This window comes from Aureimonas fodinaquatilis (assembly GCF_008369445.1).
Lineage (GTDB): Bacteria > Pseudomonadota > Alphaproteobacteria > Rhizobiales > Rhizobiaceae > Aureimonas > Aureimonas fodinaquatilis.
The window spans coordinates 415,317-428,512 of record NZ_VTWH01000002.1 but is presented as its reverse complement, the minus strand read 5'-3'; the positions used below and the strand labels follow the sequence as shown (position 1 = coordinate 428,512).

Below are 13,196 nucleotides of genomic sequence, written 5' to 3'. Positions count from 1 at the left end.
GGATGCCCATCAATATAACGATGCCGGCCCTGTCGCCGACCATGGAAGAGGGCACCCTCGCCAAATGGCTGGTGAAAGAGGGCGACAAGGTTTCGCCCGGTGATGTGATTGCCGAGATTGAGACGGACAAGGCAACAATGGAAGTCGAGGCAGTGGACGAAGGCGTCGTTGCCAGAATTCTGGTTCCTGCCGGTTCTCAGGGCGTGAAAGTGAACGCGACAATCGCTGTGCTGAGCGCCGACGGTGAAGCTGTGGATGCTGAGCCAGCAGCGAAAGCGGAGGAAACCCCTTCGACTGCTGCAAAGGCAGACGAGAAGCCTGCGGCTGAAAACTCAACGCCTGCCGCTGAAAAATCGGCTTCGGTGCCAGAGGCAAAGTCTCAGGCACAAGCAGCGCCTGCAAAGTCCGGTGAGCGGGTTTTTGCCTCTCCTCTGGCACGACGCATTGCCAAAGATGCAGGTGTTGATCTTGCATCAGTCAAGGGCACCGGGCCGCAGGGGCGCATTGTGCGCGCGGATGTTGAAGCAGCGGCCAAAGCCGGTCCGGCGGCCGCTAAGCCAGCTTCGGCAGCAACCGGGCAGGCGGCAGCCGCACCCCTGGCCAAGGGACCTGGCGACGACGCAGTTCGCAAACTGTTTGCGGAAGGCAGCTTTGAGGAAATCCCGCACGACAACATGCGCAAAACCATTGCGCGTCGTCTGGTGGAGTCCAAGCAGACTGTGCCGCATTTCTACCTGACAGTGGATTGCGATCTGGATGCGTTGCTGGCGCTTCGCAAGCAGTTGAATGATGCTGCGCCGATGATCAAAACTGAAGCGGGCGACAAGCCGGCCTACAAGCTTTCGGTCAATGATATGGTCATCAAGGCTATGGCCTGTGCCCTGCACGCGGTGCCCGATGCAAATGTGTCGTGGACAGAAAGCGCCATGCTCAAGCATCGGAATGCGGATGTTGGCGTGGCAGTTTCAATCGAAGGCGGTTTGATCACTCCGATCATTCGCAAAGCCGACGAAAAAACCCTGTCCGTGATCTCCAATGAAATGAAGGATCTGGCCAAGCGCGCCCGCAATCGGAAGTTGAAGCCGGAAGAGTATCAGGGTGGCACGACTGCGGTTTCCAACCTCGGAATGTTCGGCGTCAAGGATTTTGCGGCAGTCATCAACCCGCCGCACGCCACCATTCTGGCGGTTGGCGCGGGCGAAGAGCGGGCTGTTGTGCGCAATGGCGAAATCAAAATTGCAAATGTCATGTCCGTGACGCTGTCAACCGACCACCGTGCGGTGGACGGGGCGCTTGGCGCTCAACTACTGGCTGCGTTCAAGAAGTTCATTGAAGCGCCAATGGCAATGCTGGTCTGACAGGGCAGCCTGTCAAAAGCGAAATTGGCTTGAAATGTGGTTCCGGCATCGCGTTCACGCAGCGCCGGAACCACCTGATACAATCCGGCAGGGTGTTCCTCGGCAAAACATTGGAATAACCCGGAAATTTGCGGAGCGCGGAACTCACCATGGCTGAAACCTACGACATTCTCATTATCGGTGGTGGCCCCGGCGGCTATGTCGCGGCAATTCGTGCTGCACAGCTCGGCTTTCGCACGGCGGTGGTTGAGCGCGAGCACCTGGGCGGCATATGCCTGAACTGGGGGTGCATCCCAACGAAAGCGCTGCTGCGTTCGGCCGAAGTGTTCCATTATGCCGAGCACGCAAAAGACTATGGCTTGAAAATTGCCAAGCCGGAATTCGACATTGAAGCGGTGGTGAAGCGCTCGCGCGGGGTTTCTGCCCAGCTCAATGGCGGCGTTGGCATGCTGTTGAAAAAGAACAAGGTTGATGTGATCTGGGGCCAGGCAAAAATTGCCAGCGCTGCCAAGGGCAAGCCGGTTGAAGTTGAAGTCACAGATCCGGCCCGGCCTGCTGTTCAACCGCAGAACCCGGTGCCCAAGGGCGTTCTGGGCCATGGCACCTATAAGGCAAAGCACGTGATCGTTGCCACCGGAGCGCGCCCGCGTGTGCTGCCCGGCATTGAACCCGATGGCGAAAAAATCTGGACCTATTTTGAGGCAATGAAACCTGCCGTCATGCCAAAATCGCTGATCGTCATGGGGTCGGGCGCAATCGGCATTGAGTTTGCCTCGTTCTACCGTTTCATGGGAGCGGAGGTTACAGTTGTCGAACTTCTGCCGCAGATTTTGCCGGTGGAAGATGCAGAGATCGCCGCACTGGCACGCAAGCAGTTTGAAAAACAGGGCATGAAAATCCTGTCTGACGCCAAGGTGGTGAAGGTCAACAAAACCGCGTCTGGTGTTGAGGTCGTGGTTGAGCAGGGCGGCAAGAGCCAGACCCTGACAGCGGAAAAGTTGATTTCGGCAGTTGGCGTGCAGGGCAATATTGAAGGTTTGAACCTCGAGGGCGTCGGCGTTGAAGTTGAGCGCGGCATTATCAAGATTGACCCATATGGCAAAACCAATGTCGAGGGCATTTACGCTATCGGCGATGTTGCTGGCGCACCGATGCTGGCGCATAAGGCCGAGCATGAAGGCACAATCTGCGTTGAAAAGATCAAGGGTCTTGATGCCCATCCGATGAAAAAGACGCAAATTCCAGGCTGCACTTACTGCCAGCCGCAAATAGCCAGTGTCGGCCTGACGGAAGCTCGTGCGCGCGATGCGGGTTATGACATCAAGGTTGGCCGGTTCAAGTTCATCGGCAATGGCAAGGCCATTGCGCTGGGTGAGCCTGAAGGCATGGTGAAGACGATATTTGACGCAAAGACCGGCGAACTGCTGGGCGCGCATCTGGTCGGAGCGGAAGTGACGGAACTGGTCCAGGGCTTTGTCATCGCCATGGGGCTGGAAACTACAGAAGAAGATTTGATGCATGCGGTGTTCCCGCATCCAACATTGTCCGAAACCATGCATGAAAGTGTTTTGGATGCTTATGGACGCGTCATTCACATGTAATCTGCGATTTTTGCGTGTCAGTTTCGCGCCTTTAAGGCAATTTGCTGAAATGACAGGTATTGACCGCGGCGAATTCACTCCATCTACTGCGTCTGCTGGCTTTTTTCGCCAGCAGTCAGAGAGGAGTGGCTTGTATGAACGGCGTTGGAATTATCATGTCGATCATTCTCGGCGGACTTGCCGGGTGGATCGCAGAAAAAATCATGGGGGCAAATATCGGCCTTCTGACGAATATTCTGCTGGGTATCGTCGGAGCTGTGTTCCTGAACTTCCTTCTCAGTCTCATGGGCTTTTACACAGCAGACACTTATCTCGTGCAACTGATCGTCGCCATTGTCGGCGCTTGCTTGCTGATTTTCCTGTGGCGAGCCATAAAAGGCCGTGCGTAACAGACGTTGCGGTTAGCTGTGGCCGATATTAGATGAGTTCCGACAAGTGACACGTCAGATCACTTTCGGAATTGCATCAGAACAAAAGGTTAGGGTGTTTTTGCGGTTGGGAGAGATGCAAGGACAGACTAAGTAACGGTCATGGTAACATTGCTCGACACTTTATCTACAGCCGGGGCAAAGCCCCGGCTGCGACACCCGGAGAAGGCTCATCGTCCTGATACCGAGGTTTTGCCAAAGCCAGACTGGATCCGGGTCAAAGCACCTGTGTCCAAGGGCTATGCTGAAACGCGCGATATTGTGCGGGCTGGCAATCTCATCACCGTATGTGAAGAGGCCGGCTGCCCGAATATCGGCGGCTGTTGGGAAAAGAAACACGCCACTTTCATGATTATGGGTGGCATTTGCACCCGTGCTTGCGCCTTTTGTAATGTTGCCACTGGCAAGCCGCATGCACTGGACGAGAGTGAGCCTGAAAGCGTGGGCCGCGCGGTAGCGCAAATGGGCCTGCACCATGTTGTTATTACCTCTGTTGACCGGGATGATCTGGCAGATGGCGGGGCAGAGCACTTCGCCCGCACCATACGTGCCATTCGCGCCGCCGCTCCCAACACAACGGTTGAAATTCTGACCCCGGATTTTTTGCGCAAGCCCGGCGCACTCGAGATCGTGGTCGCGGCCAAACCCGATGTCTTCAACCACAATCTTGAAACGGTTCCATCCAACTATCTGACGGTGCGGCCCGGAGCGCGCTATTTCCATTCCATTCGCCTGCTGCAGCAGGTCAAGGAAATGGACCCGGAAATTTTCACCAAATCGGGCATTATGGTGGGGCTGGGCGAGCAGCGGAACGAAGTTCTGCAATTGATGGACGATCTGCGATCGGCCGATGTCGATTTCATCACCATTGGCCAGTATTTGCAGCCGACGCGCAAACACCATGCGGTGATGAAATATGTGACGCCGGATGAATTCAAGTCGTATGAAACAATAGCCTACACCAAGGGCTTTTTGGTCGTGGCCTCCAGCCCGTTGACGCGGTCTTCTCACCATGCGGGTGAAGATTTTGAGCGGCTGCGTCTGGCGCGTCAGGTGCGCCAGAGCGCCAGTGCTGCGTGATGAGGAAAACGCGTTTCCATGCCTAAGTTTGAGAGCACGCGCACGGTTGCCCATACACCGGAAAACATGTTCAACCTGGTAGCAGACATTGAAAAATATCCGGAATTTGTGCCGCTTTGTCAGCGCCTTGTTGTGCGCTCCCGTAAAGAGCGTGACGACAAGGAACTGCTGGTTGCCGATATGACCGTGGCTTTCAAAATGGTGCGGGAAACATTCACCACTCAGGTTTATCTGAAACCGCTGGAAAACCAGATTGACGTTCAATATGTCGATGGCCCGTTTCGCTTTCTGCAAAATCAGTGGCGGTTTGAGGCCGTGCCGGAAGGGTGCAAGGTGCACTTTTTCATTGAGTATGAATTCAAAAGCCGCACCCTGGGTCTGCTAATGGGATCCATGTTCGACTTCGCATTTAGAAAATTCTCGCAAGTCTTTGAAGACAGGGCCAATTTTATATATGGAAAGGCCTCCGCTCAAGGCGCGGCATCATAGGTTTTCCGGCAATTTCTAATGGTTGAATGGTGAGCGTCCGCCCATGCGACCAGTGCGTTGAGCGGTACGAGAAATGACCGCCCCAGCTCCGTAAGCCGATACTCCACCCGCGGCGGAATTTCCGGATAAAGCTGCCGGTGCACAAATCCATCCTGTTCAAGCCGCTTCAGAGTGCGGGACAGCATCTGCTTTGAAACATCATCAATGGCGCGGTTCAATTCGCTGAAACGGCGGACACCGTCCTGCAACTCGAGCAGGATCAGAAAGCTCCACTGGTCGCCAATTCTGTCCAGCACATCACGAATAGGGCAGGACTGCAGATCAGGCGTGGATTTGTTTGGCAGTGACATTAAATCACCTTTCAGCATTGGAGCATGGGCGGATGGTCATTCCGGTGTGACCAGGTCACGGCAAAATGACGTCTTGCGGCAATTCCGTGTTCACCTTACGTCAGTTGATAGCCGGTTGCAAAATGGCACCGGGTCACAAAAACAGACCGTATAGTCACGGTTGTTTTGAAAGGTATCAAGATGGCAAAAGTTGCTTTAATCGGTGCGTCTGGCCAGGCGGGTTCACGCATTCTGCGGGAACTGTCAGACCGCGGCCATGATGTTACGGCCATTGCGCGCAATCCGGAAAAGATTGTCAGCTTGCCGCGTGTAACTGCGGTCAGGGGTGATGTTTACGACAAGGATGGCCTGGTCACTCTTCTAAAGGGGCATGATGCGGTTATCAGCTCGGTGCATTTCACCGCAAGCGATCCTGAATTGTTGATTTCTGCTGTGCGAGATGCGGGTGTGCCCCGCTATCTGGTGGTTGGTGGGGCTGGCAGCCTGGAGGTGGCGCCGGGCAAAAGGCTGGTTGACCAGCCCGACTTTCCAGACGCCTATAAAAACGAGGCTCTGGGCGGCGCAAAATTCCTGGATAGGCTGAAAGCGCTGCCTGACATCAACTGGACGTTTCTGTCGCCTTCCGCGCTGTTTGTTCCGGGTGAACGCACAGGCAAGTTCCGGCTTGGGAAAGACACACTTATCAGCAATGAATCGGGCAGCAGCATATCATTTGAAGACTTCGCCGTTGCTCTGGTCGACGAGCTTGAAAATCCGGAACATCTGCGTCAACGCTTCACCGTTGGCTACTGATCACACGAACCGCTTATGCCGGCGCAAGGCTTTCCAATACAGTTGGTATCAGTTCTGAGACCGTTGGGTGCACTGGTACCGAGTGTTGCAGAGTGGTGTAAGGCACATCTGCATTCATGGCGTTCAATATGCCATGAATGGCCTCATCACCTTCCACACCCAGTATGGCTGCGCCCAGAATCCGCTGTGTGTCGGCATCAGCGATAATTTTCATAAAGCCCTGTGTTTCGCTTTTTTCAATCGCCCGGCCAATGCGTGCCATGGGCCGGGTGCCGATCAGCAACCGTTTTCCGGCGGCGCGTGCCTCACGTTCTGTCATGCCTGCGCGGCCCAGAGGCGGGTCGGTGTAAAGCGCATAGCCCGGCACTCGATCGCTGACCTTGCGGCATTCGCCATCCAGGAGATTGGCAGCCACAATTTCAAAGTCGTTATAGGCGGTGTGGGTGAACGCGCCACGCCCATTGCAGTCACCCAGCGCATATACTCCGTCCACGCTGGTCTGCAGGTCTTCTCCCACTGTAATGAAACTGCGTTTGTCGACGGTGATGCCGGCCTTGTCCAGGCCAAGGTCGTGTGTGTTCGGGGTGCGGCCAACTGCCAGCAGAACATGACTTGCCGTCAATTCCGGAGCACCCGACGTGCAAGACAGGGCCACGTGAATGTCATCGCCTGCCGGTTGAAACGAAATGCACTCTGCATGGGTGCGAATGGCAATCCCTTCGGCTTCCAGAATGTCGTGCAGTGCGGCGGAAATATCCTCGTCCTCCCTCGAAACCAGACGTGGGCCTTTTTCCACCAGTGTGACATCCGCACCGAAGCGCCGATACATCTGGGCAAATTCCAGCCCGATATAGCTGCCGCCAACTATCACCAGATGCCTGGGCAATACATCCACCTGCATCATTCCTGAATTGGTCAGCAACGAAACATCTGAAACGCCGGGCATGTTGGGTATGGTTGCGCGGCCGCCCGTATTGATAAAAATTCGGCGGGCGGAAAGGGACATGCCGTTTACGCTGACGGTTTGTGCTGAGGTGAAACGCGCGTGACCGCGAATGAGGGTCAACCGTGCCATGCCGGACAGCCAGTCCTCATTGCGTTGCCGGGAACCTGCGGCAATTTCATTCGCTCTGGCTGAAACCGCCCTCATGCTGACAGAGATATCTCCGCCAATTTCCACGCCAAACTCCGCTGCGCGGCGCGCCATGTGTGCAACACGGGCGCTGGCTACCAGCGCTTTGGTTGGGGTGCAGCCGGTATTAACGCAGGTGCCACCAATCAAGTGCCGCTCTATCAACGCCACACGCATGCCGGCTGAAGTCAGGCGTCCCGCCAATGGTGGACCGGCTTGGCCAGCGCCAATGATGATGGCGTCGAAATCGTCTGTCATATCAGCGCCCTGACAATTAAAAATGCGCCACCAATGGCAATCATGTCTTCTATCAAGGCGGCTGGCAAACTGCGTCCAAGACTCGTTGCCAGCCATGATCGCCCGGCGGCCCCACAATATGTGCCTGCAATTGCGCCCAACGCTCCGGCGACAGCACCATACACTGTCAGGTCAAAAATCGCGCCGACTCCGGAACCAACCAGGGCACCCATGGCAATTCTGGTCAGAAATTGCGGCAGCACCTTGCGACTGGGTGTCGTGGGCAGTTTGTCGGTAACAAGCTCGGCTGCTGCCAGAATGGAGAATATGCTGACGGACCAGACAGAGCCGAAAAAGCCAAGCCAGTTTTCAGCCACTGGTACCCAACCGAGATAGACCGCCCACGAAAGCGCGGCGGGTGCCAGCATGGCACGCAGGCCAGCGATGAACCCGATTAAAAACGCCGGAACAAGAAACATGTACCCCTCCAGTAAAGCTGGCCCGAAGCCTGTTGCGGGCCAGCAGTGGATTTGAACCGTGATCTCAGGCTGGTTTTATGTTGCCGGTGATGTCCTCCGACGGAACCGGGCTGAGCCAGCGATAGAGTATGCCACCAAGCGCGCCCCCGATGATCGGCGCCAGCCAGAACAACCAGAGCTGGCCAATAGCCCAACTGCCAGCAAATAGCGCCGGGCCAGTGGAGCGGGCCGGATTAACCGAAGTGTTGGTGATCGGGATGGAAATCAGGTGAATGAGCGTCAATGCCAGGCCAATGGCCAGGGGTGCAAATCCTGCCGGCGCACGGCCATGCGTAGAACCCATGATAACGAACAGAAATGCCGCAGTGAGAACCAGTTCAATGGCGAAAGCAGAGCCGAGAGAATAGCCGCCCGGTGAGTGTTCGCCATAGCCGTTGGCAGCAAAGCCCCCGGCGGGGTTAAAACTGGCGGAGCCAGACGCTATTGCATAAAGCAGCGCCGCTGCAATCACGGCGCCCACAACTTGCGATATTATGTAAGGCGCAATTTGTCCCGGCGGAAAACGCCCGCCCGCGGCAAGCCCAATGGTAACGGCCGGGTTCAGGTGGCAGCCGGACACATGGCCAATGGCATAAGCCATGGTCACCACGGTCAAGCCAAAGGCCAGTGCTACCCCGAGAAAGCCTATTCCAAGCTCTGGCACCCCGGCGGATATGACTGCCGCCCCGCAACCGCCGAAGGTTAACCAGAAAGTTCCTATGCACTCTGCTGCGTATTTTTTAAAGTCACTCATCAACAGCCCCCAAAGCTTACCCGTGCGGGTAATTTGTAACTTTGGCCTGAAGCCTCATGACGCGTTGGAAATGACGCCGTTCAATTTGGCGAAATTTCACCAACGCTTTGTTTCGCTGCAACTTTAAATGCAAAGCCGCTTCAGTTTATGAAAGTGCCCTACACATGCTGCAGAACGGTTCATGTTGGCTTAGTGCCGATGAACAGTTTTTTCTTTATATAAAAAAATGCAACCTTTAATTGCATGTAAGGGAAAGTTTATCTCTTATTCCTTTGGCGGCTCAACACTGAGAACTGTCAGCTGGTGGGTAACGCCGTCATTGGCCGTCCAGTTGATCGACTGTCTGGCACGCAGGCCAAGCAGAGCAATGCCGATGGGTGTCAGAACCGAAATTCGGCCTTGGTTGATATCGGCCTCTACCGGGTAAACCAGAGTTACACTGCGGTTGTGGCCCTCTTCCGTTTCATAGGTAACTGTCGAGCCCATGCGAATGGACTGGCGCACGGTTGCGCCGCCTTCAACCACGCGTGCCCGGTCCAGCTCCGCCAGCAGGGTTTCTGCCACTTTCGGCATTTTCGAAGAAACGCTTTCTGCCAGAAGCGTCAGTCGGTTGTAGTCGGAAGTGCTGATGATGATGTTGGGTTTGCGCTTGGCCATAGTCTCAATTTTCAATTTTTTGCAAAGGCAGGGCGTTGTCCCATTCCCACGCGTGCCACGCGTTGAGATTTCAGGACATATCTGCCAGAGAAATGAATTTTTGGAGTTTTTGAAAAGACAACAACATCCCCGGACTCGGGGGTAATGCCCGAGCCGGGGCTAATAGCCCGTGACGGTTACGATTCGAATAGAGCGGGCAGGTCGTACTGTTTTCATGCCTTAAGCTTGAACCTTATCGAGCAATTGTCAAGGAAGGTGATTTTGGTTCGCCTGGCACAATTAGCGCCAACGTTATATTTCCCTCACATTTGACCGTTAAAGTTAACAAAGCTGCTTGCGGAAAACATGCTTTGTCTTTTATCAGCCCTTCAGCTTTCCAATATTTGCCAGCGCCATTCCCTGTGGGCGGTGCTGTTTTAGTGAGTGCCCCCATGACGCTGCAAACGCCATACTATCTGATCGACAAGGAAAAACTTCTCCGCAATATGGAGAAGGTGGCCTATGTGCGTCAGCATTCGGGTGCAAAAGCTCTGCTGGCGTTGAAATGCTTTGCCACTTGGTCGGTTTTCGATGTGATGCGGCACTATATGGATGGCACGACATCCTCCTCGCTTAACGAGGTGAAGCTGGGTCGCAGCCGGTTTGGCGGCGAGACCCACGCCTACAGCGTCGCATGGGCTGATCACGAGATTGATGAGGTTATCGCCAGCAGCGACAAGATCATTTTCAACTCCATTGGCCAGTTCCGCCGGTTCGAGCAAAGGACAGAAGGCTTGAACCGCGGGCTGCGGCTGAACCCGCAAGTCAGCTCTTCCAGTTTTGACCTGGCAGATCCGGCTCGTCCGTTTAGCCGGCTTGGCGAATGGAGCGGGGACGAAATTGAAGCGGTTGTGGGTCAGATCAATGGCTTTATGATCCACAACAATTGCGAAAACTCCGATTTCGGGCTGTTCAGCGATATGCTGGACCGGATCGAAGAGCTGTTTGGCAGCTTTCTGCAGCGTGTGGAGTGGGTCAGCCTTGGCGGCGGAATTCATTTCACCGGCGAAGAATATCCGCTGGATCAGTTCTGCCAGCGGCTGAAGGCCTTTGCAGATAAATATGGTGTGCAGGTTTATCTGGAGCCGGGCGAGGCATCGATTACCCGGAGCACCACACTGGAAGTCACCGTGCTGGACACACTATACAACGGCAAGGATCTGGCAATTGTTGATAGCTCCATCGAAGCGCATATGCTGGATCTGCTGATTTACCGTGAAAAAGCGAAAATCGAACCGAATTCAGGGCCACACAGCTTTATGATTTGCGGCAAATCCTGTCTGGCGGGAGACATTTTCGGTGAGTTTCAGTTTCCTGAACGCCTGTCACCGGGCGACCGCCTTTCCATTCAGGATGCGGCGGGCTACACAATGGTGAAAAAGAACTGGTTCAATGGCGTTCGCATGCCATCCATCGCCATTCGCGAAAGCGATGGCTCTATTCGCCTTGTCCGCGAATTCACTTACGCGGATTACGAGCAGAGTCTTTCATAAGCTCTGGAGTTTTTCCCTAATCGGGTCAAGGATACCTTTCGAAGACATGAAGAAGAACGTGCTTATCATTGGCGGCGGTGGTGTCGCTCAGGTTGTGGCGCACAAATGTGCACAGAACAACGATCTGTTCGGCAATATCCACATTGCGTCGCGCACTGTGGCAAAGTGTGACGCCATCGTTGAATCCATCAAGAGCAAGGGTGCGCTGAAAATTCCGGCCGAAATTGCCACCCACTCGCTGGATGGCACAGATGTTGAGGCTACAAAAAGCCTGATCCGCGCTGGCGAAATCGCCATTGTTATCAATGTCGGTGCACCGTTCATCAACATGTCGGTGTTGCAGGCCTGTATTGAAACAGGCGCTGCTTACATCGACACGGCTATTCATGAAGATCCACTGAAAATCTGCGAAACGCCGCCGTGGTATGGCAATTACGAATGGCAGCGGCGGGAGCTTTGCAAGGAAGCGGGCATCACCGCCATTCTGGGTGCGGGCTTTGACCCCGGCGTGGTCAATGCTTATGCGAAGCTGGCGGTGGATGACTATTTCGACCGCGTGGATTCAATTGATATTATTGACGTGAATGCCGGTTCGCACGGGCGCTATTTTGCTACCAATTTCGACCCGGAGACCAATTTCCGCGAATTCACCGGGCGCGTCTGGTCGTGGCAGAACCGCGAATGGACCAAGAACAAGATGTTCGAAATTCGCCGCGAGTGGGATCTGCCGGTTGTTGGCGTGCGGCCGACCTATCTGACCGGCCATGATGAAATTCACTCGCTTTCGCGCAATCTGGACGTGCCGGACATCCGGTTCTGGATGGGTTTTGGCGACCACTACGTCAATGTATTCACCGTTTTGAACACGCTTGGCCTGTTGTCGGAACAGCCGGTTAAAACCGCTGAAGGGCTGGAAGTCGTGCCGTTGAAGGTCGTCAAGGCCATTTTGCCGGACCCATCTTCTCTGGCGCCGGATTATGAAGGCAAAACCTGCATCGGCGATCTGGTGAAGGGCGAAAAGGATGGAAAGCCGCGTGAGGTTTTCATCTACAATGTTGCCGACCACAAGGAAGCTTATGAAGAGGTGGGAAGTCAGGGCATATCCTACACAGCGGGTGTGCCAGCGGCTGCCGCAGCCATGTTGATTGCAACAGGTGAGTGGGATGTGAAGGTTATGGCCAATGTTGAGGAACTGCCACCACGGCCATTCCTTGACCTATTGGGCCGCATTGGCCTGCCAACGCGTGTGCGTGAGGGTGATGTGGATCAGGCGCTGTAGGCGCAGCCTGTTAAAATTTCCTTGGAAGGGGCTCCGATGCCAATCGGGGCCCTTTTCATTTCAGGCAAACTTACGAGCCAGACCAACGCACAGCATCACAATCATGGTTGCGGCTATCATGGTCCATGCAATGGGTTCGCCCAGTAACAAACCAGCAAGCGCCAGACCAAAGAACGGCTGCACAAGCTGCAACTGGCCTACAGTGGCAATTCCGCCAAGCGCCAGACCGCGATACCAGAAAACAAAACCAATCAGCATGCTGAACAGTGATACATAACCAAGGCCCACCCAGGCGGAGGGGCTGATATTGTGCAGTGTCGCCGGCATTGCCAGCCATGTCAGCACCAGCATAAACGGCGCGGAAAGCACCAGCGCCCAGCAGATGACCTGCCAGCCGCCCAAGCGGCGAGACAGTGCGGCACCTTCGGCATAGCCCAGCCCGCATGCGATGATTGAAGCGATCATCAACAGATCGCCGATCAACGATGATGAGCCTTGCGGTGAAAATGCAAAACTTACAACTGTCAGGCTGCCAAGACATGAAAACAGCCAGAACAGCGGTGCAGGGCGCTCTCCACCGCGAAGCACGGCAAATATGGCGGTGGAAAGCGGCAACAGACCAATAAACACAATGGAATGAGCCGAGGTCATATATTGCAAAGCAAGGGCGGTCAGCAACGGGAAGCCGACGACCACGCCCAGCGCCACAATCACCAGCGATTTCAGATCACGCTTTTCCGGCAGTTTCTGCCGCATCACAAAAAGCAGGGCAGCGCCGCACAACGCTGCAATGGTTGCTCTGGCCGAGGTTAGAAACATTGGCGAAAGGTCTGCCACCGCAACGCGCGTGGCGGGCAGGGAGCCGCTGAAAATCAACACTCCCAGAAGCCCGCTGCCCCATCCTCGAAAAATCTGCTGTTCGCTGCTCATCATATGACTCGATCATCTGCCTGCAAAAATTTCTAAGCGATAGAGAATGGAAAGTTCAG

The 13,196-nt window shown here is 55.0% G+C and carries 14 protein-coding genes; 8 read left to right on the top strand and 6 right to left on the bottom strand.

What is annotated here, in order from left to right; all coding sequences use genetic code 11:
* Positions 1–2: 2 nt before the first annotated feature.
* The 5 genes from FPY71_RS08145 to FPY71_RS08125 all read left to right on the top strand — a co-directional run bounded on the left by FPY71_RS08145 (position 3) and on the right by FPY71_RS08125 (position 4,956).
* Positions 3–1,358, top strand: a complete 1,356-nt coding sequence (locus FPY71_RS08145) for a pyruvate dehydrogenase complex dihydrolipoamide acetyltransferase (RefSeq protein ID WP_149299472.1) — start codon at positions 3–5, stop codon at positions 1,356–1,358.
* A gap of 149 nt (positions 1,359–1,507) precedes the next feature.
* Positions 1,508–2,959, top strand: coding sequence for a dihydrolipoyl dehydrogenase (gene lpdA / locus FPY71_RS08140; RefSeq protein ID WP_149299470.1), 1,452 nt, complete (start codon positions 1,508–1,510; stop codon positions 2,957–2,959).
* Positions 2,960–3,093: 134 nt separating this feature from the next.
* Positions 3,094–3,348, top strand: a complete 255-nt coding sequence (locus FPY71_RS08135) for a GlsB/YeaQ/YmgE family stress response membrane protein (RefSeq protein ID WP_149299468.1) — start codon at positions 3,094–3,096, stop codon at positions 3,346–3,348.
* A 141-nt stretch (positions 3,349–3,489) separates the two neighbouring features.
* Positions 3,490–4,467, top strand: coding sequence for a lipoyl synthase (gene lipA, locus FPY71_RS08130; RefSeq protein WP_149299466.1), 978 nt, complete (start codon positions 3,490–3,492; stop codon positions 4,465–4,467).
* A gap of 18 nt (positions 4,468–4,485) precedes the next feature.
* Positions 4,486–4,956 (top strand): type II toxin-antitoxin system RatA family toxin, encoded by a 471-nt coding sequence (locus FPY71_RS08125; RefSeq protein WP_149299464.1) that lies wholly within the window; start codon positions 4,486–4,488, stop codon positions 4,954–4,956.
* On the opposite strand, the gene FPY71_RS08120 is transcribed toward FPY71_RS08125, so the two are convergent.
* On the bottom strand, positions 4,938–5,306 hold the full coding sequence (locus FPY71_RS08120; protein ID WP_246160206.1) for a winged helix-turn-helix transcriptional regulator: 369 nt from the start codon (positions 5,304–5,306) through the stop codon (positions 4,938–4,940). The genes FPY71_RS08125 and FPY71_RS08120 overlap by 19 nt on opposite strands.
* A gap of 180 nt (positions 5,307–5,486) precedes the next feature.
* Here FPY71_RS08120 and FPY71_RS08115 point away from each other — a divergent pair, with 180 nt between their 5' ends.
* Complete coding sequence (locus FPY71_RS08115) at positions 5,487–6,098, top strand: NAD(P)-dependent oxidoreductase (RefSeq protein WP_149299460.1); 612 nt, start codon at positions 5,487–5,489, stop codon at positions 6,096–6,098.
* 13 nt (positions 6,099–6,111) lie between these two features.
* Here FPY71_RS08115 and FPY71_RS08110 read toward each other — a convergent pair whose 3' ends face one another.
* The 4 genes from FPY71_RS08110 to rnk form a co-directional block, all read right to left on the bottom strand.
* Complete coding sequence (locus tag FPY71_RS08110) at positions 6,112–7,488, bottom strand: FAD-containing oxidoreductase (RefSeq protein WP_149299458.1); 1,377 nt, start codon at positions 7,486–7,488, stop codon at positions 6,112–6,114.
* On the bottom strand, positions 7,485–7,946 hold the full coding sequence (locus tag FPY71_RS08105) for a DUF4126 family protein (RefSeq protein WP_149299456.1): 462 nt from the start codon (positions 7,944–7,946) through the stop codon (positions 7,485–7,487). The genes FPY71_RS08110 and FPY71_RS08105 overlap by 4 nt, the downstream gene beginning before the upstream one ends.
* A gap of 64 nt (positions 7,947–8,010) precedes the next feature.
* Positions 8,011–8,739, bottom strand: coding sequence for an aquaporin Z (gene aqpZ, locus FPY71_RS08100; protein ID WP_149299455.1), 729 nt, complete (start codon positions 8,737–8,739; stop codon positions 8,011–8,013).
* A gap of 264 nt (positions 8,740–9,003) precedes the next feature.
* Positions 9,004–9,396, bottom strand: coding sequence for a nucleoside diphosphate kinase regulator (gene rnk, locus FPY71_RS08095; RefSeq protein ID WP_149299453.1), 393 nt, complete (start codon positions 9,394–9,396; stop codon positions 9,004–9,006).
* A 431-nt stretch (positions 9,397–9,827) separates the two neighbouring features.
* Between rnk and nspC the strand changes: the two genes are divergently transcribed.
* Both nspC and FPY71_RS08085 read left to right on the top strand, forming a co-directional pair.
* Positions 9,828–10,928, top strand: coding sequence for a carboxynorspermidine decarboxylase (gene nspC, locus FPY71_RS08090; RefSeq protein WP_149299451.1), 1,101 nt, complete (start codon positions 9,828–9,830; stop codon positions 10,926–10,928).
* Positions 10,929–10,974: 46 nt separating this feature from the next.
* Positions 10,975–12,207, top strand: a complete 1,233-nt coding sequence (locus FPY71_RS08085; RefSeq protein ID WP_149299449.1) for a saccharopine dehydrogenase family protein — start codon at positions 10,975–10,977, stop codon at positions 12,205–12,207.
* A 60-nt stretch (positions 12,208–12,267) separates the two neighbouring features.
* Here FPY71_RS08085 and FPY71_RS08080 read toward each other — a convergent pair whose 3' ends face one another.
* Entirely contained in the window at positions 12,268–13,140 is an 873-nt protein-coding gene (locus FPY71_RS08080) for a DMT family transporter (protein WP_246160204.1), read from the bottom strand.
* Positions 13,141–13,196 lie beyond the last annotated feature (56 nt).

What these genes read in the sequence shown, in the direction of transcription:
- FPY71_RS08135 (WP_149299468.1), top strand. Translation starts at nt 3,094, where the DNA reads ATGAACGGCGTTGGAATTATCATGTCGATCATTCTCGGCGGACTTGCC.
- FPY71_RS08145 (WP_149299472.1), top strand. Translation starts at nt 3, where the DNA reads ATGCCCATCAATATAACGATGCCGGCCCTGTCGCCGACCATGGAAGAG.
- rnk (WP_149299453.1), bottom strand. Translation starts at nt 9,396, where the DNA reads ATGGCCAAGCGCAAACCCAACATCATCATCAGCACTTCCGACTACAAC.
- lpdA (WP_149299470.1), top strand. Translation starts at nt 1,508, where the DNA reads ATGGCTGAAACCTACGACATTCTCATTATCGGTGGTGGCCCCGGCGGC.
- FPY71_RS08110 (WP_149299458.1), bottom strand. Translation starts at nt 7,488, where the DNA reads ATGACAGACGATTTCGACGCCATCATCATTGGCGCTGGCCAAGCCGGT.
- FPY71_RS08120 (WP_246160206.1), bottom strand. Translation starts at nt 5,306, where the DNA reads ATGTCACTGCCAAACAAATCCACGCCTGATCTGCAGTCCTGCCCTATT.
- FPY71_RS08125 (WP_149299464.1), top strand. Translation starts at nt 4,486, where the DNA reads ATGCCTAAGTTTGAGAGCACGCGCACGGTTGCCCATACACCGGAAAAC.
- nspC (WP_149299451.1), top strand. Translation starts at nt 9,828, where the DNA reads ATGACGCTGCAAACGCCATACTATCTGATCGACAAGGAAAAACTTCTC.
- FPY71_RS08115 (WP_149299460.1), top strand. Translation starts at nt 5,487, where the DNA reads ATGGCAAAAGTTGCTTTAATCGGTGCGTCTGGCCAGGCGGGTTCACGC.
- aqpZ (WP_149299455.1), bottom strand. Translation starts at nt 8,739, where the DNA reads ATGAGTGACTTTAAAAAATACGCAGCAGAGTGCATAGGAACTTTCTGG.
- lipA (WP_149299466.1), top strand. Translation starts at nt 3,490, where the DNA reads ATGGTAACATTGCTCGACACTTTATCTACAGCCGGGGCAAAGCCCCGG.
- FPY71_RS08085 (WP_149299449.1), top strand. Translation starts at nt 10,975, where the DNA reads ATGAAGAAGAACGTGCTTATCATTGGCGGCGGTGGTGTCGCTCAGGTT.
- FPY71_RS08080 (WP_246160204.1), bottom strand. Translation starts at nt 13,140, where the DNA reads ATGATGAGCAGCGAACAGCAGATTTTTCGAGGATGGGGCAGCGGGCTT.
- FPY71_RS08105 (WP_149299456.1), bottom strand. Translation starts at nt 7,946, where the DNA reads ATGTTTCTTGTTCCGGCGTTTTTAATCGGGTTCATCGCTGGCCTGCGT.